General features: G+C 71.5%; 24 protein-coding genes. 21 read left to right on the top strand and 3 right to left on the bottom strand.

Features of this window, described 5'->3' with window-relative positions; genetic code table 11:
• The first annotated feature begins 14 nt into the window (after nt 1–14).
• Together ACRSBM_RS25985 and ACRSBM_RS25980 are read left to right on the top strand one after the other, a co-directional pair.
• Nucleotides 15–1,640, top strand: coding sequence for a FadD3 family acyl-CoA ligase (locus tag ACRSBM_RS25985; protein WP_434446921.1), 1,626 nt, complete (start codon nt 15–17; stop codon nt 1,638–1,640).
• A gap of 55 nt (nt 1,641–1,695) precedes the next feature.
• Nucleotides 1,696–2,916: an acetyl-CoA C-acetyltransferase gene (locus ACRSBM_RS25980; protein ID WP_434446919.1), complete on the top strand. Its 1,221-nt coding sequence runs from the start codon at nt 1,696–1,698 to the stop codon at nt 2,914–2,916.
• Nucleotides 2,917–3,068: 152 nt separating this feature from the next.
• Here ACRSBM_RS25980 and ACRSBM_RS25975 read toward each other — a convergent pair whose 3' ends face one another.
• A complete protein-coding gene (locus ACRSBM_RS25975; protein ID WP_434446917.1) occupies nt 3,069–4,106 on the bottom strand; it encodes a phosphotransferase family protein in 1,038 nt (345 codons plus the stop codon).
• Between the two features lie 120 nt (nt 4,107–4,226).
• Here ACRSBM_RS25975 and ACRSBM_RS25970 point away from each other — a divergent pair, with 120 nt between their 5' ends.
• Genes ACRSBM_RS25970 through ACRSBM_RS25960 form a run of 3 tightly spaced genes read left to right on the top strand, consistent with a single transcriptional unit; the run spans nt 4,227 to nt 7,601 of the window.
• Nucleotides 4,227–5,084, top strand: a complete 858-nt coding sequence (locus ACRSBM_RS25970; protein WP_434446915.1) for a branched-chain amino acid ABC transporter permease — start codon at nt 4,227–4,229, stop codon at nt 5,082–5,084.
• A gap of 4 nt (nt 5,085–5,088) precedes the next feature.
• Entirely contained in the window at nt 5,089–6,882 is a 1,794-nt protein-coding gene (locus ACRSBM_RS25965; RefSeq protein WP_434446913.1) for a branched-chain amino acid ABC transporter ATP-binding protein/permease, read from the top strand.
• A complete protein-coding gene (locus ACRSBM_RS25960; protein WP_434446911.1) occupies nt 6,879–7,601 on the top strand; it encodes an ABC transporter ATP-binding protein in 723 nt (240 codons plus the stop codon). The genes ACRSBM_RS25965 and ACRSBM_RS25960 overlap by 4 nt, the downstream gene beginning before the upstream one ends.
• Nucleotides 7,602–7,750: 149 nt before the next feature.
• Here ACRSBM_RS25960 and ACRSBM_RS25955 read toward each other — a convergent pair whose 3' ends face one another.
• On the bottom strand, nt 7,751–8,335 hold the full coding sequence (locus tag ACRSBM_RS25955; protein WP_434446908.1) for a TetR/AcrR family transcriptional regulator: 585 nt from the start codon (nt 8,333–8,335) through the stop codon (nt 7,751–7,753).
• Between the two features lie 239 nt (nt 8,336–8,574).
• Between ACRSBM_RS25955 and ACRSBM_RS25950 the strand changes: the two genes are divergently transcribed.
• The 3 genes from ACRSBM_RS25950 to ACRSBM_RS25940 are packed head-to-tail and all read left to right on the top strand — an operon-like array spanning nt 8,575 to nt 10,716.
• The gene (locus tag ACRSBM_RS25950) at nt 8,575–9,786 is read left to right on the top strand and encodes an ABC transporter substrate-binding protein (RefSeq protein WP_434446906.1); all 1,212 of its coding nucleotides are present in this window, start codon (nt 8,575–8,577) and stop codon (nt 9,784–9,786) included.
• Complete coding sequence (locus tag ACRSBM_RS25945) at nt 9,779–9,913, top strand: hypothetical protein (RefSeq protein WP_434446904.1); 135 nt, start codon at nt 9,779–9,781, stop codon at nt 9,911–9,913. Before ACRSBM_RS25950 ends, ACRSBM_RS25945 begins: the two co-directional genes overlap by 8 nt.
• Complete coding sequence (locus tag ACRSBM_RS25940) at nt 9,913–10,716, top strand: sugar phosphate isomerase/epimerase family protein (RefSeq protein WP_434446902.1); 804 nt, start codon at nt 9,913–9,915, stop codon at nt 10,714–10,716. Before ACRSBM_RS25945 ends, ACRSBM_RS25940 begins: the two co-directional genes overlap by 1 nt.
• Before the next feature lie 230 nt (nt 10,717–10,946).
• Here ACRSBM_RS25940 and ACRSBM_RS25935 read toward each other — a convergent pair whose 3' ends face one another.
• Nucleotides 10,947–11,705 (bottom strand): enoyl-CoA hydratase/isomerase family protein, encoded by a 759-nt coding sequence (locus ACRSBM_RS25935; RefSeq protein WP_434446900.1) that lies wholly within the window; start codon nt 11,703–11,705, stop codon nt 10,947–10,949.
• Between the two features lie 114 nt (nt 11,706–11,819).
• Between ACRSBM_RS25935 and ACRSBM_RS25930 the strand changes: the two genes are divergently transcribed.
• Genes ACRSBM_RS25930 through ACRSBM_RS25870 form a run of 13 tightly spaced genes read left to right on the top strand, consistent with a single transcriptional unit; the run spans nt 11,820 to nt 23,036 of the window.
• A complete protein-coding gene (locus ACRSBM_RS25930) occupies nt 11,820–12,683 on the top strand; it encodes a CoA transferase subunit A (protein WP_434446898.1) in 864 nt (287 codons plus the stop codon).
• Nucleotides 12,680–13,456, top strand: coding sequence for a CoA-transferase subunit beta (locus tag ACRSBM_RS25925; protein WP_434446896.1), 777 nt, complete (start codon nt 12,680–12,682; stop codon nt 13,454–13,456). Before ACRSBM_RS25930 ends, ACRSBM_RS25925 begins: the two co-directional genes overlap by 4 nt.
• Before the next feature lie 14 nt (nt 13,457–13,470).
• Nucleotides 13,471–14,526, top strand: a complete 1,056-nt coding sequence (locus ACRSBM_RS25920; RefSeq protein WP_434453221.1) for an NAD(P)H-dependent flavin oxidoreductase — start codon at nt 13,471–13,473, stop codon at nt 14,524–14,526.
• Entirely contained in the window at nt 14,523–15,398 is an 876-nt protein-coding gene (locus ACRSBM_RS25915; protein WP_434446894.1) for an SDR family NAD(P)-dependent oxidoreductase, read from the top strand. The genes ACRSBM_RS25920 and ACRSBM_RS25915 overlap by 4 nt, the downstream gene beginning before the upstream one ends.
• The gene (locus ACRSBM_RS25910; protein ID WP_434446892.1) at nt 15,391–16,170 is read left to right on the top strand and encodes an SDR family oxidoreductase; all 780 of its coding nucleotides are present in this window, start codon (nt 15,391–15,393) and stop codon (nt 16,168–16,170) included. Before ACRSBM_RS25915 ends, ACRSBM_RS25910 begins: the two co-directional genes overlap by 8 nt.
• 17 nt (nt 16,171–16,187) lie before the next feature.
• Entirely contained in the window at nt 16,188–16,637 is a 450-nt protein-coding gene (locus ACRSBM_RS25905; RefSeq protein ID WP_434446890.1) for an FAS1-like dehydratase domain-containing protein, read from the top strand.
• On the top strand, nt 16,634–17,056 hold the full coding sequence (locus ACRSBM_RS25900) for a MaoC/PaaZ C-terminal domain-containing protein (protein WP_434446888.1): 423 nt from the start codon (nt 16,634–16,636) through the stop codon (nt 17,054–17,056). Before ACRSBM_RS25905 ends, ACRSBM_RS25900 begins: the two co-directional genes overlap by 4 nt.
• The gene (locus ACRSBM_RS25895) at nt 17,046–17,828 is read left to right on the top strand and encodes an enoyl-CoA hydratase family protein (RefSeq protein WP_434446887.1); all 783 of its coding nucleotides are present in this window, start codon (nt 17,046–17,048) and stop codon (nt 17,826–17,828) included. The genes ACRSBM_RS25900 and ACRSBM_RS25895 overlap by 11 nt, the downstream gene beginning before the upstream one ends.
• Nucleotides 17,825–18,805 (top strand): NADPH:quinone oxidoreductase family protein, encoded by a 981-nt coding sequence (locus ACRSBM_RS25890; protein WP_434446886.1) that lies wholly within the window; start codon nt 17,825–17,827, stop codon nt 18,803–18,805. The genes ACRSBM_RS25895 and ACRSBM_RS25890 overlap by 4 nt, the downstream gene beginning before the upstream one ends.
• On the top strand, nt 18,805–20,016 hold the full coding sequence (locus ACRSBM_RS25885; protein ID WP_434453219.1) for an acyl-CoA dehydrogenase family protein: 1,212 nt from the start codon (nt 18,805–18,807) through the stop codon (nt 20,014–20,016). The genes ACRSBM_RS25890 and ACRSBM_RS25885 overlap by 1 nt, the downstream gene beginning before the upstream one ends.
• Nucleotides 20,016–21,146 (top strand): acyl-CoA dehydrogenase family protein, encoded by a 1,131-nt coding sequence (locus ACRSBM_RS25880; protein WP_434446885.1) that lies wholly within the window; start codon nt 20,016–20,018, stop codon nt 21,144–21,146. The genes ACRSBM_RS25885 and ACRSBM_RS25880 overlap by 1 nt, the downstream gene beginning before the upstream one ends.
• Before the next feature lie 4 nt (nt 21,147–21,150).
• The gene (locus ACRSBM_RS25875; protein ID WP_434446883.1) at nt 21,151–22,182 is read left to right on the top strand and encodes an acyl-CoA dehydrogenase family protein; all 1,032 of its coding nucleotides are present in this window, start codon (nt 21,151–21,153) and stop codon (nt 22,180–22,182) included.
• Nucleotides 22,183–22,196: 14 nt separating this feature from the next.
• Nucleotides 22,197–23,036 (top strand): enoyl-CoA hydratase, encoded by an 840-nt coding sequence (locus tag ACRSBM_RS25870; protein WP_434446881.1) that lies wholly within the window; start codon nt 22,197–22,199, stop codon nt 23,034–23,036.
• Nucleotides 23,037–23,206: the final 170 nt, after the last annotated feature.

The following is a 23,206-nucleotide window of genomic DNA, read 5'->3' as shown; positions in this document are numbered from 1 at the left end:
CTTGGGAGGCGTGCGTGTCGCAAGCGAACACCGGGGGCACGGACACCGGCCACCTGACCACCATCCCGGCGTGCCTGCGTTCGGCGGCGGCGGAGGCACCGGACGTGGACGCCGTGGTCGACGGCAGCGTGCGGCTGAGCTTCGCCGGCCTGGACGCTTCCGTCACCCGGTTCGCGCGGGCCGTGATCGCCCGCGGGCTCCAACCGGGCGACCGCGCGGCGGTCTGGGCGCCGAACTCGGCGAACTGGGTCGTCGCCGCTCTGGGCATCCTGGCGGCCGGCGGCGTCCTGGTCCCGGTCAACACGCGCTTCCGAGGCGAGGAGGCCCGGTTCGCCCTGGCGAAGGTGCGGGCGAGCGTGCTGGTCGTCGCCGACGGCTTCCTCGGGCACGACTACCTGGCGATGCTGCGTGACAGCAGCCCGGAGGAGCCCACCGGCCGGCGGCCCGTGCCCGCGCTGCCACACCTGCACACCGTGGTCACCCTGGACGACACCGACGACGGGACCGCGTTGACCCTCGACGCGTTCCTGGCCGGCGCCGGGCAGGTGCCGGAGTCCGAGGTCGACCGCCGGATCGCCGCGATCCGGCCCGGCGACGTGGCCGACATCCTCTTCACCTCGGGCACCACCGGTTACCCGAAGGGCGCCATGGTGACCCACCAGAGCGACCTCCTCGTGGACGAGGCGTGGAGCGACATGTGCGGTCTGCGACCGGGCGACCGCTACCTGCTGATCAACCCGTTCTTCCACAGCTTCGGGTACCGGGCCGGCATCCTGGCCTGTCTGATCCGCCGGGCCACCATGGTGCCGCTGGCGGTGTTCGACGTGGACGCCGCCCTGACCCTGGTGCAGCGCGAGCGGATCACCGTCTTCCCCGGGGCACCGACCGTCTACTCGTCGATCCTGGCGCACCCCCGGCTCGCCGACTACGACCTCACCTCGGTGCGGCTGGCGGTCACGGGCGCGACCGTCGTCCCGGTGCCGTTGCTGAGGAGCATGCGCGAGACGCTGGGCTTCCGGGAGGTGATCACCGCCTACGGGCTCACCGAGACCTGCGGCACGGCCACCGTGTGCCCGCCGGACGCGGACCTGGAGCGACTGTCGACCAGTTGCGGCAAGGCCATTCCGGGCTCCGAGGTCGCCGTGGTCGACAGCGGGGGCGTGCCGTTGCCGCCCGGCGAGGAGGGCGAGGTCGTCGTCCGCGGCCACAACGTGATGCTCGGCTACTTCGAGGACCCGGAGGCCACCGCCGCCGCCATCGACGCGGACGGCTGGCTGCACACGGGCGACATCGGCTGGCTGGACGCCGACGGCTACCTGCGGATCACCGACCGGCTCAAGGACATGTTCGTGGTCGGCGGGTTCAACGCGTACCCGGCCGAGATCGAGCGGCTGCTCGGTGAACACCCCGACGTGGCCGAGGTCGCCGTGGTGGGCATCCCCGACGCCCGGCTGGGCGAAGTGGGGCACGCGTTCGTCGTGCCCCGCGCGGACGCCGCGCCCACGGCGGAGGAACTCATCGCGCACTGCCGGCGGACGATGGCCAACTTCAAGGTGCCACGCCAGATCACGTTCGTCGGCGAGCTGCCGCGGACGGCCAGCGGCAAGGTCCAGAAATTCCGGCTCGGCGGCCGCCGCTGAGCGCGCGTCGTCGCCGAGCCGGTTCCACCCCACTCCCCAGCACCGAGGAGCTTCGATGCCCGAAGCCGTGATCGCCGCCGCCGTCCGTTCGCCGATCGGACGCGCCTTCAAGGGAACTCTGACCGGGATGCGCGCCGACGACCTCGCGGCCGCGATGGTCCGCGCCGCGCTCGACCAGGTGCCGCAACTCGACCCGCACACCGTGGACGACCTGATGATCGGTGTCGCGCAGCCCGCCGGCGAGCAGGGCTACGGGATGGCGCGGGTCGTCGCCGTGGCGCTCGGACTCGACGACGTGCCGGGCACCACCGTCCAGCGCTACTGCGCGTCCAGCCTCCAGACCAGCCGGATGGCGTTGCACGCGATCAGGGCCGGTGAGGCGGACGCGTTGATCTCGGCCGGCGCCGAGGCGGTGTCGCGGTTCGCCCAGGGCAAGGCGGACGGCATGCCCGGAACACGCAACCCGATGTTCGACGCGGCGGCAGCGCGCAGCGAGAGCCGGACCGGTGACGGCGTGCCGGCGTGGACCGACCCGCGTTCCACCGGTCAGGTGCCGGACGTGTACCTCGCCATGGGGCAGACCGCGGAGAACGTGGCCCAGGTGCGCGGAGTGAGCAGGCGGGCGCAGGACGAGTTCGCCGCGTTGAGCCAGCAGCGCGCGCAGCAGGCCATCGCGGACGGGTTCTTTGCGCTGGACATCACCCCGGTGACCACCCCGGACGGGACGGTCGTGGCGGCCGACGACGGGCCGCGGGCCGGGGTCACCGCGGCGTCCCTGGCCGGCCTGAAGCCCGCGTTCCGGCCGGACGGCACCGTGACGGCGGGCAACTGCTGCGGACTCAACGACGGCGCGGCGGCCCTGGTCGTGCTGTCCGACGGGAAAGCCGCGGAACTGGGCGTCACACCGTTGGGACGCATCGTGTCCACCGGAGTTTCGGCGATCTCTCCGGAGATCATGGGCCTCGGACCGGTCGAGGCATCCCGGCGGGCCTTGGCCGCGGCGGGGATGACGGTGGGCGACCTGGACCTGGTGGAGATCAACGAGGCGTTCGCCGCGCAGGTGCTGCCCACCGTGGAGGACCTCAAGCTCGACATCGAGCGGGTCAACGTGCACGGCGGGGCGATCGCGCTGGGGCACCCGTTCGGGCAGACCGGGGCCCGGCTGACCACGACACTGCTCAACGGGCTGCGGTTCCGGGACGGCCAGTTCGGGTTGGTGGCCATGTGCACGGCGGGTGGTCAGGGGATGGCCATGGTGGTCGAGCGGCTGTCTTGACCTCCTCTCCGGCCTCCAGGGCGGAGATTCCCTCCACGCCGCGCGCGGATCGCGCGGGTTACCGCTTCCCAGCGCGGTGCCGGCACACGTGCCGGTCTTTCCTACGCTCCGCGGTGTGCCTCGGAACCGGTCGCGGTTCCGAGGCGCTGTCGTCATCGCAGGCGTGCGGCAGCCTGCCACGCCCGCGCCGCCAGGCCCGCCGCCTGTTCGGCGAACGACTCCGGGGTCCGGTCGGTCGAGCCCATCGCCCCGGCGGCCATCCTCGTGTGGACGTTCTCCACGATGCACGCGGTCTTCCACCAGTTGAACGCCAGGTGGTAGTCCATCGGCACCGGCTTGACGCCGAGCCGGTCGAAGTAGCGCGCGCACAGTTCGTCGCGCGTGCCGAAACCGGGAACCGACGTCGGCGGCGCGTGCAGCGCGGTGTGCTCGTCATCCGGTTCGGCCCAGTAGACCAGGAACTGGCCGAGGTCGGTCAGCGGGTCGCCGACGGTGGTGAGCTCCCAGTCCAGGATGCCGAGCACGCGCCCGTCCCGGCCGAGAACGCAGTTGTCCAGGCGGAAGTCGCCGTGCACGATCGCGGTGCGCGTCTGCTCGGGCACCCGGCCGGCCAGCCGGGCGTGCGCGCGTTCCAGGTCGGGCAGCGGCCGGGTGGCCGTGCGGCGCCAGTTCTCGTGCCAGCGGCGCAGCTGGCGGGCCAGGTGGTCGCGTCGCCCGGCCAGCGCACCCAGGCCGAGCCCGGCCGGGTCGATCGAGTGCAGGCCCGCCATCGCGTCGATCAACGCGGGGCCGACCGCGGCCCGGTCCGCCTCCGGCAGCGCCGTCCGCGCTCCGTCCGGGTCGCGCAGCACCAAGCCGTCCAGGTACTCCAGCACGATGAACGGCGCCCCGGTCACCGACAGGTCGTCACACACCGCGAGCACGGCCGGGACCGGTACGCCCGACGCGACGGCCTGGAGCAGCCGGGCCTCGCGCAGCACGTCGTGCGCGGTCGCCGGGAAGTCGCCGAGCGGGGGCCTGCGCAGCACCCATCGATTACCGTGGGCGTCCGTGACCAGGAACGTCAGGTTGGAACGCCCGCCGGTGAGCCGGGTGTAACTGACGGGCAGGCGCAGCTCCGGCAGCGCGGCGGCCAGCCGCTCTGCCACAGCTGCGGTGATGCCCAGCGCGGTCTGGTCGGTCAGGCCCATCGGTGACTCCAGGGATGGTCGTGGTCGAAACCTCGCACAAAGTTACGCTACCAAGCGCTTGGTTGGTCGGCTACAGTGCCACCCACGCAAGGCAACGCAGCGCGAGGAGGGAGGGCCGCGGTGACATCGGTCTGGTCGGGTCTGTCGATCGGGGCGGTCTACGCCTTGGTGGCCATCGGATACAACCTGGTCTTCATCGCCTACACGACGTTCAACTTCGCGCATGCGCAGCTGATGATGTCCGCGATCTTCGTGACCTACTGGGGCCTGGTCGTCGCCGAGCTGCCGGTGTGGCTGATCGTCCTGATCGCGGTGGTCGTGGTCGGGCTCGTCGCACTGGTCGAGGAGCTGATCGCGATCCGCCCGGTCAAGGGCACCCACGCGCACCTGGTCACCACCCTCGGCATGGCCACCCTGCTCGACGGCGTCACCCGGCTCATCTGGGGCGACCAGGTGCTGAAGGTGCCGTCCGTGCTCTCGGACGCGACGTGGACGGTGTTCGGCGGCCGGGTGAGCGTGGTGGAACTGGCCCTCATCGTCGTCGTCCTCCTGGTCGCCGGCGCGCTGATCCTCTACAGCAGGCGATCGCTCGTCGGCCTGGCGATGCTCGCCATGGCCGAGGACCGGGAGGCCGCCCTGTTGCGTGGCATCGATGTGCGGAAGCTGGCCCTCGGCGCGTTCGTCTTCACCGGCGTGCTGGCCGGTCTCACCGGGCCGCTGGTCGGCCCCAAGACCTTCGCGGTGGCCACGCTCGGTGCGGCCCTGGCCCTCAAGGGTTTCGTCGCGGTCGCCATCGGCGGGTTCGGCAGCCTGTCCGGTGCGGTGGTCGGGGGGTTCGTGGTCGGGCTGGTGGAGTCGCTGTCGGGGCGCTGGCTCGGCAGTGAGTTCCCGACCATCGCGGTGTTCGTGGTGCTGATCTCGATCCTGATGCTCAAACCGGCCGGGCTGTTCGGCACGACCAGGGAAAGGGCGGTCTAGCGCGATGCCGCTGCGAATCCTGCGCACGACTCCGTCGTGGCTGCTGCCACTGGTGTTCGGCGCACTGCTGATCGTCGCGCCCTGGCTGGGCATCGACGCCGACACCCGGCGACTGTTGCTGCTGACCTGCATCCTGGCGCTGGTGGCCAGCGGGCTGAACCTGAGTTTCGGCTACGCGGGCGAACTGGCACTGGGACAGACCGCGATGTACGCGACCGGCGCCTACCTCGCCGGGTACCTGGCCATCAACCTCGTCAACGACCTCGCCGTGCTGCTCGTGATCGGTGCCGTGGCCGCGCTCGTGGTCGGCCTGGTCTCGGGTGTGCCGGGCCTGCGGCTCGGGGGCTGGTCGCTGGCCATGACGTCGTTCTTCCTGGTGTTGCTGGTGCCGCAGTTCATCGACCTCCTCGAGCACTACACCGGGGGCGCGGTCGGCATGGTCGGCATCCCCAAGCCCCGGCTGTTCGGGGTGGAACTGGACAACGTCGACCTCTACGTGGTCGTCGCGGTGATCACCGTCGGCTGGTTCGCGGTGATGCGGAACCTGATCACGTCGCGGCACGGCGTCGCCTTCCAGGTGCTGAGGGAGAGCCCGGTGCTCGCGGCCTCGCTGGGCATCCCCGTCTACCGCCTCAAGCTGACGGCGTACGCGGTCAGCGCGATCCCGGCCGGAATCGCGGGCGTGCTGTTCGCCTTCGCCGACAAGTACCTCTCGCCGCACACGTTCGGCTTCACGATGGCGGTCACGGTGCTGGCGGCGTCGATCCTCGGCGGTGCGAAGAGCATCTACGGGCCATTGGTCGGTGCGGCGGTGATGCAGTACGGACCGTTGCGCTCGACCGATTTCGAGCAGTACGCGCAGATCGTGTACGGCGTTTTCCTGATCATCGCGGGCACACTGGTGGCGAACGGGCTCGCCGGGCTGGCCAACCGGGCGATCCGATGGGCGGTCGCCAGGTTCACCGCGCCGCCCGCCGTCGTGCCGGACCGCGCGCAAGCGGACGTGCGGGTGGCCGAACTGCCCGGCGCGCGCCTGTCGGTGGAGGGCCTGGGCAAGCGGTTCGGCGGAGTCCAGGCGCTCGGCGGGGTCAGCCTGACCGCCGAACCGGGGCGGATCACCGCCCTGATCGGCCCCAACGGATCGGGCAAGACCACTCTGCTGAACATGATCTGCGGCTACTACCGGACCGACGTCGGGGTCATCCGGGCCGGGGACCAGGACATCACCGGCTGGCCGACACACCGGGTGGCCAGGGCAGGTGTGGCGCGCACGTTCCAGACGCCCTTGTTCCCCGCGCACATCTCCGTCCGGGACGCGGTGGCGGCCGGCGCGTACACGCACCGGTACGTCGGGATGTCGACGTCGATCCTGCGGCTGCCCCGGTACCGGAGGGCGGCGGCGGAAGACCAGGCGGAGGTGACCGCAGTACTGCGGACGGTCGGGCTAAATCACCTGGCCGACGTGGAGGCGGCCTCGCTGCCGCTGGGCACGCGGCGACTGCTCGAGGTGGCGCGCTCCCTGGTCTCCCGGCCGCGGGTGCTCCTGCTGGACGAGATCGCGTCCGGGCTGGACGAGGACGAAGTGGCCCGGCTGGCCGAGCTGATCCGGGCGGTTCGAGCGGCCGGGGCGACGGTGATCCTGGTCGAGCACAACTTCCGGCTGGTGCTGGACCTGGCCGACACCATCCAGGTGCTGGCCCGCGGTGAACTGGTCGCGTCCGGCACACCGGAGGAGATCGAGAACCACCCCAGGGTGCTGTCGGAGTACCTGGGTGTCATGCAGGAGGCCGAACAGTGAGCACCTTGCTGGAGGTCGGTGGGCTGGCCACCGGATACGGCGACATCCGCGCTGTGTGGGACGTGTCGCTGCGCGTGCGAGCCGGAGAGGTCACCGTCCTGCTCGGGCGCAACGGGGCGGGCAAGACCACCACGTTGCGGGCGATCGCCGGGGTGAACAGGGCCGACTCGGGCTCCGTCGCCTTCCAGGGCCGCGACATCACCGGCGTCGCCGCGCACAGGCGGGTCGCCGCCGGGATCGCCTTCGTCCAGGAGGGCAAGCGGATCTTCCGCCGCCGCACGATCGAGGAGAACCTGCTCCTCGGCGGCTACACCCGCGGGCTCGGCAAGCGGAAGCTCCGTGCCGAGCTGGACCCGGTGTACGAGATGTTCCCGATCCTGGCCGACCGCAGGCACGCCGCCTCGGGCCAGCTGTCCGGTGGTCAGCAGCAGATGCTGGCGATCGGCCAGGCGCTGATGGCCAAACCCTCGCTGCTCATGCTGGACGAGCCGTCCGGCGGGCTGGCGCCGTCGATCGTCGCCGAGGTGATGGCCGCCGTGGTCAAGCTGAAGGAGACCGGCATCGGCGTCCTGCTCGTCGAACAGGCGGTCGCCGCGGCGCTGGAGGTCGCCGACCGGGTGACGGTCCTCGAGGTCGGCCGGGTGGTCATGGACCGCCCGGCGAGCGAGGTGGAGGCCGACGCGCTCATCTCGGCCTACTTCGGCCGGGTCGGCGTCTGACCGTGGTGACCGTGGCCGGCGGGTGGGTTCCGGAGCCGCCGGACCACGGGTGACCAGCTGACCGGGTGGGGAGATGAGCCGAGGCTCGGCCGGATGTTCCGGCCGAGCCTCGGCTGTCCTCTGCGACCCGTGATCGGTTCCGGGCGGTCTCAGCGCGGGACGAGGCCGCTCAGGAACAGGGAGACGAAATCGTCCGCGAACCGCTTCATCGAGTACTGGTCGGTCGGCTTGAACCAGCGGACCGACAACCAGAGCGAGTCGCGCAGCAGGCGGTACAGGACCCGTGGCGGGATGTCCGAGCGGAAGGCGCCGGACTCGGCGCCCGCCTCGAGCACCTCGATCCACGTCTTCTGGATGGTGCTCGCGGTACCCCTGATGTGGTCGTAGCCCTCCAGCGAGGCCAGGTACGCGCCGCTGTTCTGGTAGATCTCGGTGGCGTGCGGGTGTTCCTCGATGACCGCCAGCGAACCGCGGATGAGCTCTGCCAACTGGGCGCGCGGGTCGATGCCCGCGGCCATGATCTCCTCGTACCGGACGTTCAGATCGTCCACGTAGCCGGTGACGATGGCGATCACCATCTCGTCCTTGGACTTGAAGTGGTGGTAGAGGCTCCCGGAGAGGATCCCGACCGCGTCGGCGATCTCACGCACCGTCGTTGCCACGATCCCCTTGGTGGCGAAGAGGTCTGCCGCGTGCTGGAGGATGATTGCGCGACGATCCGGTGTCGCTGTCATGTCGTCCCTTTCCGGGGCCAGTCGCGTAGGCCGGCTACGCCAATCAAGCGCTTGTTATATCACGGCGGCGAGGAGCCCGTCCGTGGTCCGGACAACTTTGCGCCGGTTGGGTCACCCCGAAGTCTGCCGGTTGGGTCACGGGTGCGCATCGGATGCTTGACCTGTCAAGGACGCCCGCCTACGGTGCCGACCAAGCGCTTGCTACGTGGAGTGGCGAGCCGGAGCGAGGGAGACACGCCGTGCGGAAGCGAGTGGGTGGACTTCTGGCGGCTGCCGCGGTGTTGGCGACCGCCTGCAGCCCGGACACCGGTGAGGGTGGCAACGCGGCAGGCGACGACGTCTACCGCATCGTTCAGCTGGTCGGCCTGAACCAGGCCGGGCCTGCCGCGGTCAACGCCCAGGCGGCGGCGCACGCCGCGAAGGCGGCGGTCGCGGTGCTCAACGAGCGCGGCGGCATCCTCGGGCGAACCGTCGAGCTGGAGGTCATCGACGACGGCGGTGACCCGACCACCGCGGTGACCAAGCTGCAGGCCCGGCTGAACTCGGGTCCCAAGCCGAACCTGGTGCTGCCGGGCAACACCAGCGCCGAAGCGCTGCCGATGGCCCCCGTCATCACCGAGGCCGAGGTGTTCTCGGTCCAGCAGGCCAGCGCGTCCGCGCTGGACGACCCGGAGAAGTTCCCGTACCTGTTCAAGACCCCGCCGATCCCTGCCTCCTGGGCGACGTCGTTCGCGGACTACGCCAAGGGGAAGGGCGCGCGGAAGGTCGCGATCATCGCGGGCAAGGACGCCTTCGCCCAGGCAACCGTCGAGGCGACCCGCGAGGCTCTCGCCGCCGCCGGGCTGACGCTGTCCGGTGAGGAGACCTACACGCCCGAGGACCTGGACGTGACGGCGCAGCTGGAACGGCTGCGCGCGGGCGCTCCCGACATCCTGTTCATGCAGGGCGCGGGCGCGTCGGTGGGCTACGTCCTGGAAAGCCGGAACAAGATCGGCTGGACCGACGTGCCGCTGGTCGCCGACTCGACCGCCGCCGTCACCTCGTTGCTCAACCGAGCCGCGCCGGACGGCCTGGTGGGCACCCCGGCGACGACCAACGTCCACCTGCACGTCCTCGCCGGTGCGGTCCAAGGCGCACGGCACGCGAATCCCGAGGCGTTGGAAACCATGCTGGCGGCGCTGAAGGCGGAGCAGGAGATCACGCTCCCGCTCAACGCGTACTTCGCGTACGACGCGATCATGCTGGCCGCCAAGGCGGCCGAGGAGACGGGCACGGTCACCGACGTCAAGGCGCAGTCCGCCTACCTGGAGACGCTGACGCCGGCGACGACAGGGCTGTGGGCGCTGTCGAGCTACACCTTCACCGCGAAGTCGCACGGCCCGGCGGCCGACCCGACGGCGGTGGCGATCGTGCCGGTGTCCGTGCTGCGGGACGGTCGGTACGGTGCGTGACGCCCTGCCGGACCGCGGTGCGGCCGGCGCCGGTCAGGTGGTGCGCACGGCGTTGTCGTTCGAGCCGGGCGTTGCCGGTCGGCGGCTCGCGGGTTCGTGCCGCGTCCGATCGGAGGGCGCGGCGTGATGCGGCACGACAACCGGATCTGCGTGAGCGGGATGGCCGCGACGACCTGGTCCCTGCCCGAGGAACTGGCGATGTACGCGCGCACCGGGACGGACGCGGCCGGGCTGGCGGCCGCGAAGGTCGCCGCCCTCGGCCGGCAGGCGGCGGCCGACGAGATCGCGCGTGCCGGTGTCGGCGTCGAGTACCTGGTGCACGCGTTCACCGCGGATCCCCGCGACGAGTCCGGCTGGGCGAGCCAGGTGGAGCGGCTGACCGCCGCGGTCGACTTCGCGGCCCGGCTCGGCGTACCGACGGTCTACCTCACCGTCGGCCCGTCCGGTGACCTGACGTGGGAGGAGGCTGCCGACCGGTTCGTGGGCCGGATGACGCCGGTGGCGGAGCGAGCGGGCGCGGCGGGTGTCGCGCTGGCGCTGGAGAACACGCTGCCGGTGCGGTGCGACCTGAGTTTCGCGCACACCGTCCGGGACGCGGCCGAGCTGGCCCGGCGGCTCGACGTGGGGCTGTGCGTCGACCTGTACTGCTGCTGGCAGGAAGGGGGCCTGCCGCAGACGTTGAGGGCCGAGGTGGACCGCATCCGGCTGGTCCAGGTGAGCGACTTCCGCGTCGGCACCCTGACCTTCCCGAACCGCTGGGTGCCGGGTGACGGCGACCTGCCGATGGCGGATCTGCTGGCCGACGTGCTGGCGGCGGGCTACCGCGGCACGGTCGACATCGAGCTCACCGGCCCGGCGATCGAGGCGGAGGGAGCCGAGGGCGCCCTGACCCGCGCCGTCGCGTGGACCGCCGCCCGGCTGGGCCGCTGAGCCGGGTGGGCTGCTGAGCGGGGTGGGTCGCTGCCCGACCTGGGCCGCTGCCCGACCTGGGCCGCCGCGCGGCTGGGCCGCTGAGCCGGGTGGGCTGATCGGGTCGCACACGTGGACCCGCGTGCCGCGTAGACCCGAGCCCGAGTGTTCCCGCCCCGGCCATCACCCCGTTCCCGACACGAGGTGAGCGCCGGGGCGCAGGCATGGTCGCCCGCCGTCGCACTGGTCCGTCAGGCGGGATCGGTCCAGCGTGGCGGGCGTTTCTCCAGGAACGCCGCCGCGCCCTCGGCGGCGTCCGGACCGTTCAGCAGTTCGGCGGTGGCCCGGAGGTTCTCCGCGCGCAGCACCGCGGGATCGGGGCATGATGCCCGGCGCATCAGCCGCTTGGTCGCCGCGACGGCGGCGGGGGAGTGGCAGGCGATGCGTTCGGCCAGCGCCAGTGCGGCCGGCAGTACGTCGGCGCCCGCCGTCACCCGGTTGACCAGGCCCAGCCGGAGCGCGTCCGCCGCGGTCAGCGGTTCGCCGGTCAGGCCGAGTTCCAGGGCGACCGCCACCGGCAGCCGTAGCGGCAGGTCGGTGCCGCCCTCCGAGGCCACGATGCCGCGGCTGACCTCGGGCAGCGCGAACACCGCGTGCTCGGCGGCCACCAGCAGGTCGCAGGCCAGCGCGAGTTCGAAGCCGCCACCGACCGCCGCGCCGTTGACGGCCCCGACCACCGGCTTGGCGTATCCGTCCCGCAGCAGGTTGACCGGGCTTCGTGACGCGTCCGGGACGCCGTTGCGCACCAGGTCTTTGAGGTCGAGCCCGGCGCTGAACGCCCGGTCGCCGGTCGCGGTGAGCACGACGGCCCGCACCGTGCGGTCCTCGCCGCACGCGAGGAGCCGGGCGTGCAGATCGAGCAGAGTCCGCTGGTCCAGCGCGTTGCGCACCTCCGGGCGATCGATGGTCAGCACGGCGACCGCGCCACTGCGTTGCTCCTGCACCGTCATTCGGTGTCCTCCTGTGATCCGCGCCCCAAACGACGACCTTGACGGGGTTGCCGTGCCTGGTACGGTAACCAACCAAGCGCTTGCTACCAAGCGGATGAGAACGCGGGGGTGCAAATGGCCGACAAACGGATGACAGGGGCCGAGGTGGTGGCCCGGCTGAGGTCCGGGATGACCATCGGGATCGGCGGGTGGGGCTCGCGACGCAAGCCGATGTCCTTGGTTCGCGAGATTCTCCGGTCGGACCTGCGCGACCTGACCGTGGTCAGCTACGGCGGCCCGGACGTGGGGCTGCTGTGCGCGGCGGGCAAGGTGCGCAAGGTGGTGTTCGGGTTCGTCTCACTGGACTCGATCGCGCTCGACCCGCACTTTCGGGCCGCGCGGCAGGCCGGCCGCATCGAGGTCGCCGAGTACGACGAGGGCATGTTGCAGTGGGGGCTGTACGCCGCGGGCCTCAACCTCCCGTTCCTTCCCACCAGGGCCGGCCTGGGATCGGACGTGATGACGCACAACCCGGACCTGCGCACGGTCGCCGACCCGTACGGCGGTGACGAGACCCTGGCGATGCCCGCGCTGCACCTCGACGCGGCGCTGGTGCACATGAACCGCGCGGACATGCACGGCAACGCCCAGTTCCTCGGGCCCGACCCGTACTTCGACGACCTGTACTGCATGGCGGCGGAGCAGGCGTTCGTGTCCTGCGAGAAGATCGTGCCGACGGCGGAGCTGACCGCCACCGCGCACCCGGCCACGCTCCGGATCAGCAGGCTGCTGGTGACCGGCGTGGTCGAGGCGCCGGGCGGCGCGCGGTTCACCTCCTGCGTCCCCGACTACGAGCGCGACGAGGGCTTCCAGCGGGAGTACGTGGCCGCCGCGGCCGATCCGGAGAGCTGGCGGCAGTTCTCCGAGCGCTACCTCGACGGAAGCGAATCGGATTGGCAGTCGGCGGTCGAGGCCCGTCGCCAGGAGGTGCCGGCATGACCACCGCACAGATCGACCCGACGGTCGTGACCCGCGCCGAAGTGTGCGTCGCGGCCTGCGCGGACGTGTTTCGCGACAACGGCGAGCTGCTCGCCAGCGCGTTCGGCACGATCCCGCAGATCGGTGTCCGGCTGGCCCGGCACACCTTCTCGCCCGACCTGCTGATCTCCGACGGTGAGTCGCAGCTGGTGCGCGGCACCTGGCCGGTCGGTTCGCCTGCGGGCGGCGAGGTCGAGGCGTGGGTGCCGTTCCGGACGATCTTCGACCTGGTCTGGCACGGCAAACGGCACGTGATGATGATCCCGTCGCAGGTCGACGGCTACGGCAACACCAACATCTCCGCGATCGGCGACTACCGCAAGCCCAAGGTGCAGCTGCTGGGCGTGCGCGGCGCGCCAGGCAACTCGGTCAGCCACCCGACCAGCTACTGGGTGCCCCGGCACTCGACCCGGGTCTTCGTGCCCGAGGTGGACATGGTCGCGGGCGTCGGCAACGACCGGGCGGCGCGGGCGGGACACGGCGCCCAGCGGTTCCACGACCTGCGCCGGATCGTCACCGACCTCGCGGTACTGGACTTCGGCCAGGACGGGAGGCTGCGGCTGGTCTCGGTGCACCCCGGCGTGACGGTGGACCAGGTCGTCGCCGCCACCGGCTGCCACCTCACCGTGGACGCCGACGTGCCGACCAGCCGGGAACCTGATGCGGCGGAGCTGCGGCTGATCCGTGAGCTCATCGACCCCACCGGGTCGCGGAACCGCGAAGTGGCGGGGTGAGCTCGATGTCCGCGCTGCACACCAAGGCCTGCGACCTGTTCGGCGTGCGCTACCCGATCGTGCAGACCGGGATGGGCTACGTGTCGGACGCCGCGCTGACCACGGCCACCGCCAACGCGGGCGGGCTGGGCATCCTGTCGGCGGGCCTGCTGTCCTACGACGAGTTGGTCACCGCCGTCGACGCCGTGCGGGCGGGCACGGACCAGCCGTTCGGGGTGAACGTCCGTGCGGACCAGCCGGACGTGGACCGCCGGCTGGACCTGCTGATCAGCGCGGGGGTCAAGGTCGTCTCGTTCGCCCTCGCCCCGCGCCAGGACCTGATCGCGAAGTGCAAGGACGCGGGCCTGGTGGTGGTGTCCTCGATCGGTGCGCGCCGGCACGCGGAGAAGGTCGCCGGCTGGGGCGCCGACGCGGTCATCGTGCAGGGCGGTGAGGGGGGTGGGCACACCGGCGGGGTGCCGACCAGCCTGCTGCTGCCGCAGGTGGTGGACGCGGTGGACATCCCGGTGATCGGCGCGGGCGGGTTCTTCGACGGCCGCGGGCTGGTGGCGGCGCTGGCTTATGGCGCGGCGGGCATCGCGATGGGGACCCGGTTCATGCTCACCGCGGAGTCCCCGGTGGCCCAGCGGGTCAAGGAGTTCTACCTGTCCAAGTCGGTCACCGACACCGTGCTGACCAACGAGGTCGACGGCGTGCCGCAACGCGTGCTCCGGGCAGGCACCGTCGACCGGCTGGAACGCGCCTCGGCGCCCGGCAGGCTGCTGCGTGCCGCCCGCAACGCCGTCGCGTTCCGCAAGGTCTCCGGCACCTCGTGGGCCGACCTGGTGCGCGAGGGGCTGACGATGCGGAAGAGCCGCGACCTCAGCTGGAGCCAGGTCGTCATGGCGGCCAACGCGCCGATGCTCTACCGGGCCGCGTTGCTGGAAGGCCAGGTCGACGTCGGCGTGATGGCCACGGGTCAGGTGGTCGGCCTGATCGACGACCTGCCGGCGTGCGCCGAGCTGATCGACCGGATCATGACGCAGGCGGCCGATGTCCTGCGTCTCCTGAAAGACGAGGAGCCAAGGTGACCTCACTAGCCGATCGAGTCGTGGTGATCACCGGCGCGGGCCGGGGCATCGGCCGCGAATACGCGCTGCTCGCCGCCCGCGAAGGCGCCAGCGTCGTCGTCAACGACACCGGTGTGGACGCGGATGGGCGCAACGGCGACCCGTCGGTCGCCCAGGCCGTGGCGGACGAGATCACCGCGTCCGGCGGCACGGCCGTGGCCCACACCGCCGACATCGCGACCGTCGCCGGCGCGGTGGAGCTGCTGGAGCTGGCGCGCTCCACGTTCGGCGCCGTGCACGGGCTGGTCAACAACGCGGGCATCCTGCGCGACCGGATGTTCGTGAACATGTCCGAGGATGACTGGAACGTGGTGGTCCGTGGCCAGCTCGGGGCCACCTTCGCCCCCAGCCAGGTGTTCGCGCGGTACTGGCGCGACGAGTCGAAGGCAGGCAGGCAGCCCGCTGCCTCGGTGGTCAACGTGTCGTCGACTTCCGGCCTGGTCGGTGCCGTCGGCCAGACCAACTACGGCGCGGCCAAGGCGGGCATCGCCGCGCTGACCCTGATTCTGGCGCAGGAACTGGCCCGCTACGGGGTGCGGATCAACGCTCTGACACCGGTCGCCCGCACCCGGATGACCCAGGACGTGCCGGGCATCGGCGAGTTGCTCGCCGCGCCCGAGGACCCCGGCGCCTTCGACGTCTACCACCCCGGCAACGTCCCGCCGCTGGTCGCGTGGCTGCTCACCGAGGCCTGCCCGGCCAATGGCCAGGTCTTCTACGTCAAGGGCGGCGAGATCCGGCAGTTCACCGGGTGGAGCTACGGCTGGACCGTGGACAAGCGCGACCGCTGGACGGTCGCCGAACTGGACGAGGAGCTGCGCACCCGTGTCTGACGAGAACTGGGCCGGTCCCGCACACGACCTCCTGGCAGGCAAATCGGTCCTGGTGACGGCGGCGGCGGGCACCGGCATCGGCTATGCCACGGCACGGCGGGCCGCCGAGGAGGGTGCCAAGGTCGTGATCAGCGATCGGCATGAGCGACGCCTCGGCGAAGCGGCCGACAAGCTCGGTGAGCTGACCGGCGTCCGGCCGCTGGCGGTGCCGTGCGACGTCACCGACCAGCGGCAGCTGGACGACCTGATGGACGCCGTGGTCGCCGAGCACGGCTCGCTGGACGTCCTGGTGAACAACGCGGGACTGGGTGGCACGGCCAGTGTCGTCGACATGACCGACGAGCAGTGGGACTCGGTGCTGGGGGTGACCCTGACCGCCACGTTCAAGGCGACTCGGTCGGCGTTGCGGCACATGGTGCCTGCCGGAAGTGGCGTCATCGTCAACAACGCGTCGGTCATCGGGTGGAGGGCGCAGGCCGGCCAGGCGCACTACGCGGCGGCGAAGGCGGGCGTGATGGCCCTGACCCGGTGCGCGGCCATGGACGTGGCACCGCACGGGGTCCGCATCAACGCGGTGTCGCCGAGCATCGCCGTCCATCCCCACCTGGCCAAGGTGACGAGCGACGATCTGCTGGCCACGCTGGCCGCCCGCGAGGCGTTCGGGCGGGCCGCGCAACCGTGGGAGGTCGCCAACGTCATCGTCTTCCTCGCCAGTGAGTACTCGTCCTACATGACGGGCGAGGTCGTGTCCGTCAGCAGCCAGCACCCCTGATCCGAGGAGAGCCGAGGATGGCCAACCCAGCCGCCGCCGGTACCGAGGGCGAACCGTTCCGGATGGACGTGGAACGGGGCAAGATCCGCGAGTTCGCCATCGCCACCGGCAGCACCGACCCATACTACCTCGAGCGTGAGGACCCGGTGGTCCAGCCGACGTTCCTCACCACGACGTTCTTCTGGCAGACCGGCGAATCGAACCCGTGGCCGGCGGTGGAGCTCGACCAGCAGCGCGGTCTGCACGCCGAGCAGGAGTACGTCTTCTTCGGGCCGCCCCCGCGCGCGGGCACCAGGCTGACCTGTCTGTCCCGCATCGGCGAGGTCTTCACCAAGCAGGGCAGGCGCGGCGGCGAGATGACCTTCGCGGTGATGCACACCGATTTCCGCGACGAGTCCGGCCGCCTGGTCGCGCGAGCCACGATGACCGGGGTCGAGACCGCCCGGCCGCCGGCGGAGGAGTCATGACCGTTCCCGTCGCGCCGGAGCCGTGGCTGGTCGGCCCGGTCACCCGCACCGACTTCGTGCGTTACCAGGGCGCCTCCGGCGACATGAACCCGATCCACCACGACGAGGAGTTCGCCAAAGCGGCCGGGTTCCCGGCACCGTTCTCGGTCGGCATGTGGCAGGCGGGGCTGCTCGGCTCCTACGCGACGGCCTGGCTGGGCCCGGAGAACGTACGCGGTTTCCGCATCCGGTTCCGCGCGCAGGTGTGGCCGGGCGACGTGCTCTCCTGCACCGGCCACGTGGTGCGCGAGTACGCCGAGGACGGCGAACGCCGGGTCGACGTCGAACTGACCTGCTCACGCCAGAACGGTGACCCGGTGGTCACCGCGTGGTCGACCTTCGTCGTGCCGGACCAGGAGGAAGAGCCCCATGCCGATTGAGCAGTTCCCGCCGCTGGAGCCGGACATCGTCACGCTCACCACGCACGACGACGGCGTGGCCGAGATCGTGATGGACAACCCGCCGGTGAACGCGCTGCCGGTGGAGGGCTGGTTCGCTCTGGCCGAGGCGCTGGTGACCGCCGGTGCGAACCCCGCGGTGCGTGTCGTCGTCCTCCGGGCGCAAGGGCGCGGCTTCAACGCGGGCGTCGACATCAAGGAGATGCAGCGCGACGAGGGGTTCAGCGCGTTGATCGGCGCGAATCGGGGCTGCCACGCGGCTTTCAAGGCCGTGTACGAGTGCCCGGTGCCGGTGATCGCGGCGGTGCACGGGTTCTGCCTGGGCGGCGGGATCGGCCTGGTCGGCAACGCGGACGTGATCGTCGCGGCCGACGACGCCACCTTCGGCCTGCCCGAGGTGGACCGGGGCGCGCTCGGTGCGGCCACGCACCTGTCCCGGCTCGTGCCGCAGCACAAGATGCGGGCGATGGTCTACACGTCGGCCACCGCGACCGCCGCCGAGCTGCACGCCCACGGGTCGGTGCACTCGGTCGTGCCACGCGCCGCGCTCCGGGAAACCGCGTTCGAGCTCGCCCGGTCGATCGCCGCGAAGGACCCCGCGGTGATCCGGATGGCGAAGGAGTCGCTCAACGGGATCGATCCGTGGGACGTCAACCGGAGCTACCGGTTCGAGCAGGGTTTCACCTTCGAGCTGAACCTGTCCGGGGTCGCTGACCGCGTCCGGGACCAGTTCGGCCAGCCGGACGCGCGATGAGGACGATGCTGTGCCGCGCCCTGGGCGGCCCGGAGAACCTGGTCGTGGCCGACGTGCCCGACCTGACCGCCGGGCCGGGCCAGGTGCTGGTGGACGTGCACGCGGCCGGGGTGAACTTCCCCGACGGCCTGATCGTCGCGGGCACCTACCAAAGCAAGCCGGAGCTCCCGTTCACCCCTGGCTGTGAGGCGGCGGGTGTCGTGCGGGAAGCCGGTGCGGGCGTCACGGGCATCACGCCGGGCACGCGGGTCGCGGTGTTCTGCGGCCTGGGCGGCTACGCCGAGCAGGTCGTGGTCGCCGCGGAGCGGGCGCACCCCATCCCGGACGACATGGACTTCGCACACGCCGCCGCCTTCCCCGTGGTCTACGGCACCTCGTACCACGGACTGGTGGACCGGGCCGGGCTCCGCGCGGGGGAAACCCTGCTGGTGCTGGGCGCGGCGGGCGGGGTGGGGCTGACCGCCGTGCAGATCGGTGCGGCGCTCGGCGCCAGGGTGATCGCGGCGGCGTCCAGTCCGGCGAAGCTGGACCTGTGCGCCGAGCACGGTGCCCACGAGCTGATCGACTACTCGACGGGTGACCTCGCCGGACGGCTGGCGGAGATCACCGGTGGCGTCGACGTCGTGTACGACCCGGTCGGCGGCGCACCGGCCGAAGCGGCGGTCCGCGCGCTGGCCTGGGGCGGGCGCTACCTGACCGTCGGCTACGCCTCCGGCGAGATCCCGAAAGTCGGGATGAACCGCCTGCTGCTCAAGGAAGGCTCGCTGCTCGGCGTGCTGTGGGGCAAGTGGGCGGAGCGCCACCCGCGGGACAACGCGGCGAACATGGCCCGGCTGCTGGAGTGGTACTCCGCCGGGCTGCTGCGGCCCCACGTCGGCCTGGCCTACGCGCTGTCCGACGCCGCCACCGCGCTCGACGTGGTGATGAACCGGGGCGCGCTCGGCAAGATCGTCCTGCGGACGGGGGAAGCCCGATGATGGATCTCGGTCCGAGCTCGCGAGTGCGGGAGCTGCTCGAGGTGCTCGGTGCTTTCATGGACGAGCACGTGTACCCGGCCGAACCGGTCTACGCCGCCCAGCTGGAGGCCACCGGGCCGCGCAGCCACGTGCTGCCGCCGGTGGTGGAAAAGCTGAAGACGAAGGCCCGGGAACTGGGGCTGTGGAACCTGTTCCTGCCCGCCGTCTCCGGTCTGTCCACTTTGGAGTACGCCTACCTGGCCGAGGTCACCGGCCGGTCGCCGTACATCGCGCCGGAGGCGTTGAACTGCTCCGCGCCGGACACCGGGAACATGGAGCTGTTGCACCTGTTCGGGACCGCCGAGCAGCGCGAGCAGTGGCTGGAACCACTGCTGGACGGGCGAATCCGCTCCGGTTTCTCGATGACGGAACCCGCCGTGGCGTCATCTGACGCTCGCAACATCGCCACCACCATCGTCCGCGACGGTGACGAGTACGTCATCGACGGCCACAAGTGGTGGACGACCGGCGCCGCCGATCCGCGGTGCGCACTGCTGGTCGTGATGGGCCGGGTCGACCCGTCGGCGCCGGCGCACCGTCAGCAGTCGATGGTGTTGGTGCCCGCGGACGCGCCGGGCGTGCGGATCGTCCGGTCGTTGCCCATCTTCGGCTACCACGACCAGCACGGGCACTGCGAGATCACGTTCACCGGCGTGCGGGTGCCGGTCGCCAACCTGCTCGGCGGCGAGGGCGACGGGTTCGCCATCGCCCAGGCCAGACTCGGGCCGGGCCGGGTGCACCACGCGATGCGCACTCTCGGCATGGCCGAGCGCGGTCTGGAGTCGATGACGCGGCGCACGACGGCACGGACGGCGTTCGGGGGGCCGTTGTCCGACCAGGGCGTGATCCGGACGTGGATCGCCGAGTCGCGCATGGCGATCGAGCAGGCGCGCCTGCTGGTGCTCAAGACCGCGTGGCTGGTCGACGAGGTCGGCGCGAAGGACGCGGCCACCGAGATCGCCGCGATCAAGGTCGTCGCGCCGCGGGTGGCCCGCTTCGTGCTGGACAGGGCGATCCAGGCGCACGGCGGCGGCGGTGTCACCGAGGACTTCCCGATCGCCCGCATGTGGGCCAGCGCCAGGATCCTGGGCATAGCGGACGGACCGGACGAGGTGCACATCCGGACCGTCGCCCGTCAGGAACTGCGCAGGCACCGGAACAGGAGCGCGTGATGGATCTGACGTGGACCGACTCCGAACAGGCTTTCCGCGCGGAGGCCCGCGAGTGGCTCGCGGCGCACGTGCCCGCCCGGCCGTTGCCGTCGGGCGATACCCGGGAGGGGTTCGCGGCACATCTGGAGTGGGAACGCGCGCTGTTCGCCGCCCGTTGGTCGGTGGTGTCCTGGCCGGAGGCGTACGGCGGCCGTGACGCGTCGCTGTGGGAGTGGCTGATCTTCGAGGAGGAGTACTACCGGGCGGGCGCTCCCCAGCGGGTCACCCAGAACGGGATCTTCCTGCTCGCGCCGACCCTGTTCGAGTTCGGTACCCCGGAGCAGCGCGACACCCTGCTGCCCCGCATGGCCGCCGCCGAGGACCTGTGGTGCCAGGGCTGGTCGGAACCGGGCGCCGGCAGCGACCTGGCGGCCATCCGCAGCCGCGCCAAGCGGGATGACGAGGCAGGCGGGTGGCGGCTGAGCGGTCAGAAGACCTGGACGACCCGCGGCGCGTTCTGCACCCACCTGTTCGGCCTGTTCCGCTCCGACCCGGCCGCCGAACGGCATCGCGGGCTGACGTACTTCCTGGTGCCGCTGGACGCGCCGGGCGTGACCGTGCGCGGCTTCGAGAGGCTCGACGGCGACGAGGGCTTCGCCGAGGTGTTCTTCGACGACGTGTTCGTGCCCGACAGTGCCGTTCTCGGTGCCGTGGGCGAGGGGTGGCAGGTGGCGATGGCCACCACAGGGTCGGAACGCGGTCTGACGCTCCGCTCGCCCGGCCGGTTCCTCCAGGCGGCGGACCGGCTGGTGGACCTGGCCAGGGCAGGCGCGACCGACGTGGTGTCGGACCGGGTCGCCGACGTGTGGATGAAGGCGCAGGCGTATCGGTTGTTCACCCTCGCGCAGGTCACGGACCTCGTGGAGGGTCGCGCACCAGGGGCACGGTCGAGCCTGAACAAGGTGTTCTGGTCCGAGTTGGACATCATGCTGCACGAGACGGCCCTCGACCTCCTGGGACCTGCGGCACAGACCGACAACCCGTGGAGCCGGGGCTTCCAGTTCGCGCTGGCCGGCCCGATCTACGCGGGCACCAACGAGATCCAGCGCAACATCATCGCTGAGCGGGTGCTCGGCCTGCCGAGGAGGTGACCCTGTGCGCTTCGCGATGACCGCCGACCAGTCCGACCTGCGTACCGTCGTCCACGATCTGCTGGCGGAGCTGTGCTCGCCCGCGGTGGTCCGGTCCGCGCCCGGCTCCGACCCCCTGGCTGCCCTGCACCGCGGTCTGGTCGACCTCGGCACCACCGGCCTGCTGGTGTCCGAGGACACCGGGGGACTGGGGCTGGACGAGAACCACCTGGTGGCGCTGATGACGGAGTGCGGGTGGGCGGCGGTCCCGCTGCCGTTGGTGGACACGGTCGCGTTCGCGCCCGCGGTGCTGGAGTCCGCCGGGCGGACGCACTCGGGGCCGTTGGGTTCGGACCTGGTGGCCGACGTCGTGGCCGGGAAGACGACGTGTGCGGTGACGTTCGACGGCGTCGTCCGGTTCGGCTCACGACCGAACCTGCTGCTGCACGGTGGTTTCGGCGGTGCAGGGCCGATCCGCGTGCTCGACCTGGCGGGTGCGTCCCGAGAGCCCGTCGACGCGGTGGACCCGGCGGCGGACCTCCGGCGGATCGCCGGCGAAACCGAGCTGTTCGTCGTGGACGACCCGGCCGTCGTCGAACTGGCCTGGCTGCGCGGCGTGCTGGGCGCGTCCGCGCAGCTGATCGGGCTGTCCCGGCGGATGCTGGAGATGACTGTCGAGTACGTCGGCCAGCGCAGGCAGTTCGGCGCACCCATCGGCAGCTTCCAGGCGGTCAAGCACCAGCTGGCGGACGCCCTGCTGCGCATCGAGTTCGCCGCGCCCGCCGTGGCACAGGCGGGTTTCTCGCTCGCGTCGAGAGACCCGGACCGGGTGCGGGACGTGTCGATGGCGAAGGCGCTGGCCTCCGACGCCGCACGCGAGGTGACACGGGCGACGATCCAGTGCCACGGTGCGATCGCCTACACCACCGAGTACGACCTCCACCTGTACGTGAAGCGGGCGTGGGCGCTGGCCGCCGACTGGGGCTCGGCGGCGTGGCATCGCGCCGTCGTCGCGCGAGACCTCGGCCTGCCCCTCACCGGAACACCCGCGAGTTGAGACGAGGAGCCAGGGTGAGCACCGAAGTCGTGACCTACGAGGTCCGTGACGCGATCGCCATCGTCACGATGAACCGGCCGCAGTACCGCAACGCCCAGAACTCGGCGATGACCTACGCGCTCGACGACGCGTTCTACCGGGCCGCGGCCGACGACGCCGTGAAGGTGATCGTGCTGGCGGGAGCGGGTGATCATTTCTCCGCGGGGCACGACATCGGCAGTCCGGGCCGGGACGTGGACACCACGTTCGACCGCCGGGCCGGACTCTGGTGGGACCACGTGGACAAGCAGGGCGTGGACAGCCGGTTCGCGCGGGAGTCCGAGGTGTACCTCGGCATGTGCAGGCGATGGCGCGAACTGCCGAAGCCGACGATCGCGATGGTTCAGGGCGCGTGCGTGGCGGGTGGCCTGATGCTGGCGTGGTGCTGCGACCTGATCGTGGCCGCCGACGACGCGTTCTTCGCCGACCCGGTGGTGCGCATGGGCATCCCCGGCGTCGAGTACTTCGCCCACCCGTGGGTGATGGGCGCCAGGTTCGCCAAGGAGTTCCTGTTCACGGGCGAGCGCTTCGACGCCGACCGGGCCCTGGCGCTGGGCATGGTGAACCGGGTCGTGCCGAGGGCCGACCTGGTGACGGCGACGAACGCTCTGGCCGAGTCCATCGCCCGGATGCCCAGACTGGGGCTGGCGCTGACCAAGAAGGCGGTCAACCAGTCCGAGGACCTGATGGGCTTGCGTGCCGGGATGGACTCGGTGTTCGGCCTGCACCACGCGGCGCACGCGCACAACGCGGAGGTGGGCGCGGACTCGCTGGCCGGTCACACCGCCAGGTCGATGAGGGATTCCGCACGCTGAAACCCGTGCTCGTAGATCCTTCGTTCCTGCGTGCTGCACCGCGCCGAAGGACAGGTGGAAGCCGCAGGCGATCACTGATCGCCTGCGGCTTACGCCGGCGACAACATCATCCCATCCCGCCGCGCGGCCCGATCAACTGCTGCGGGTGCGACTCGCCGGTGGCGTGGGGG

The sequence above is a fragment of the Lentzea xerophila genome (genome assembly GCF_051094245.1).
Classification (GTDB): Bacteria; Actinomycetota; Actinomycetes; order Mycobacteriales; family Pseudonocardiaceae; genus Lentzea; species Lentzea xerophila.
The sequence above is the reverse complement of the archived record's forward strand: the minus strand, read 5'-3'. Positions and strand labels throughout refer to the sequence as shown.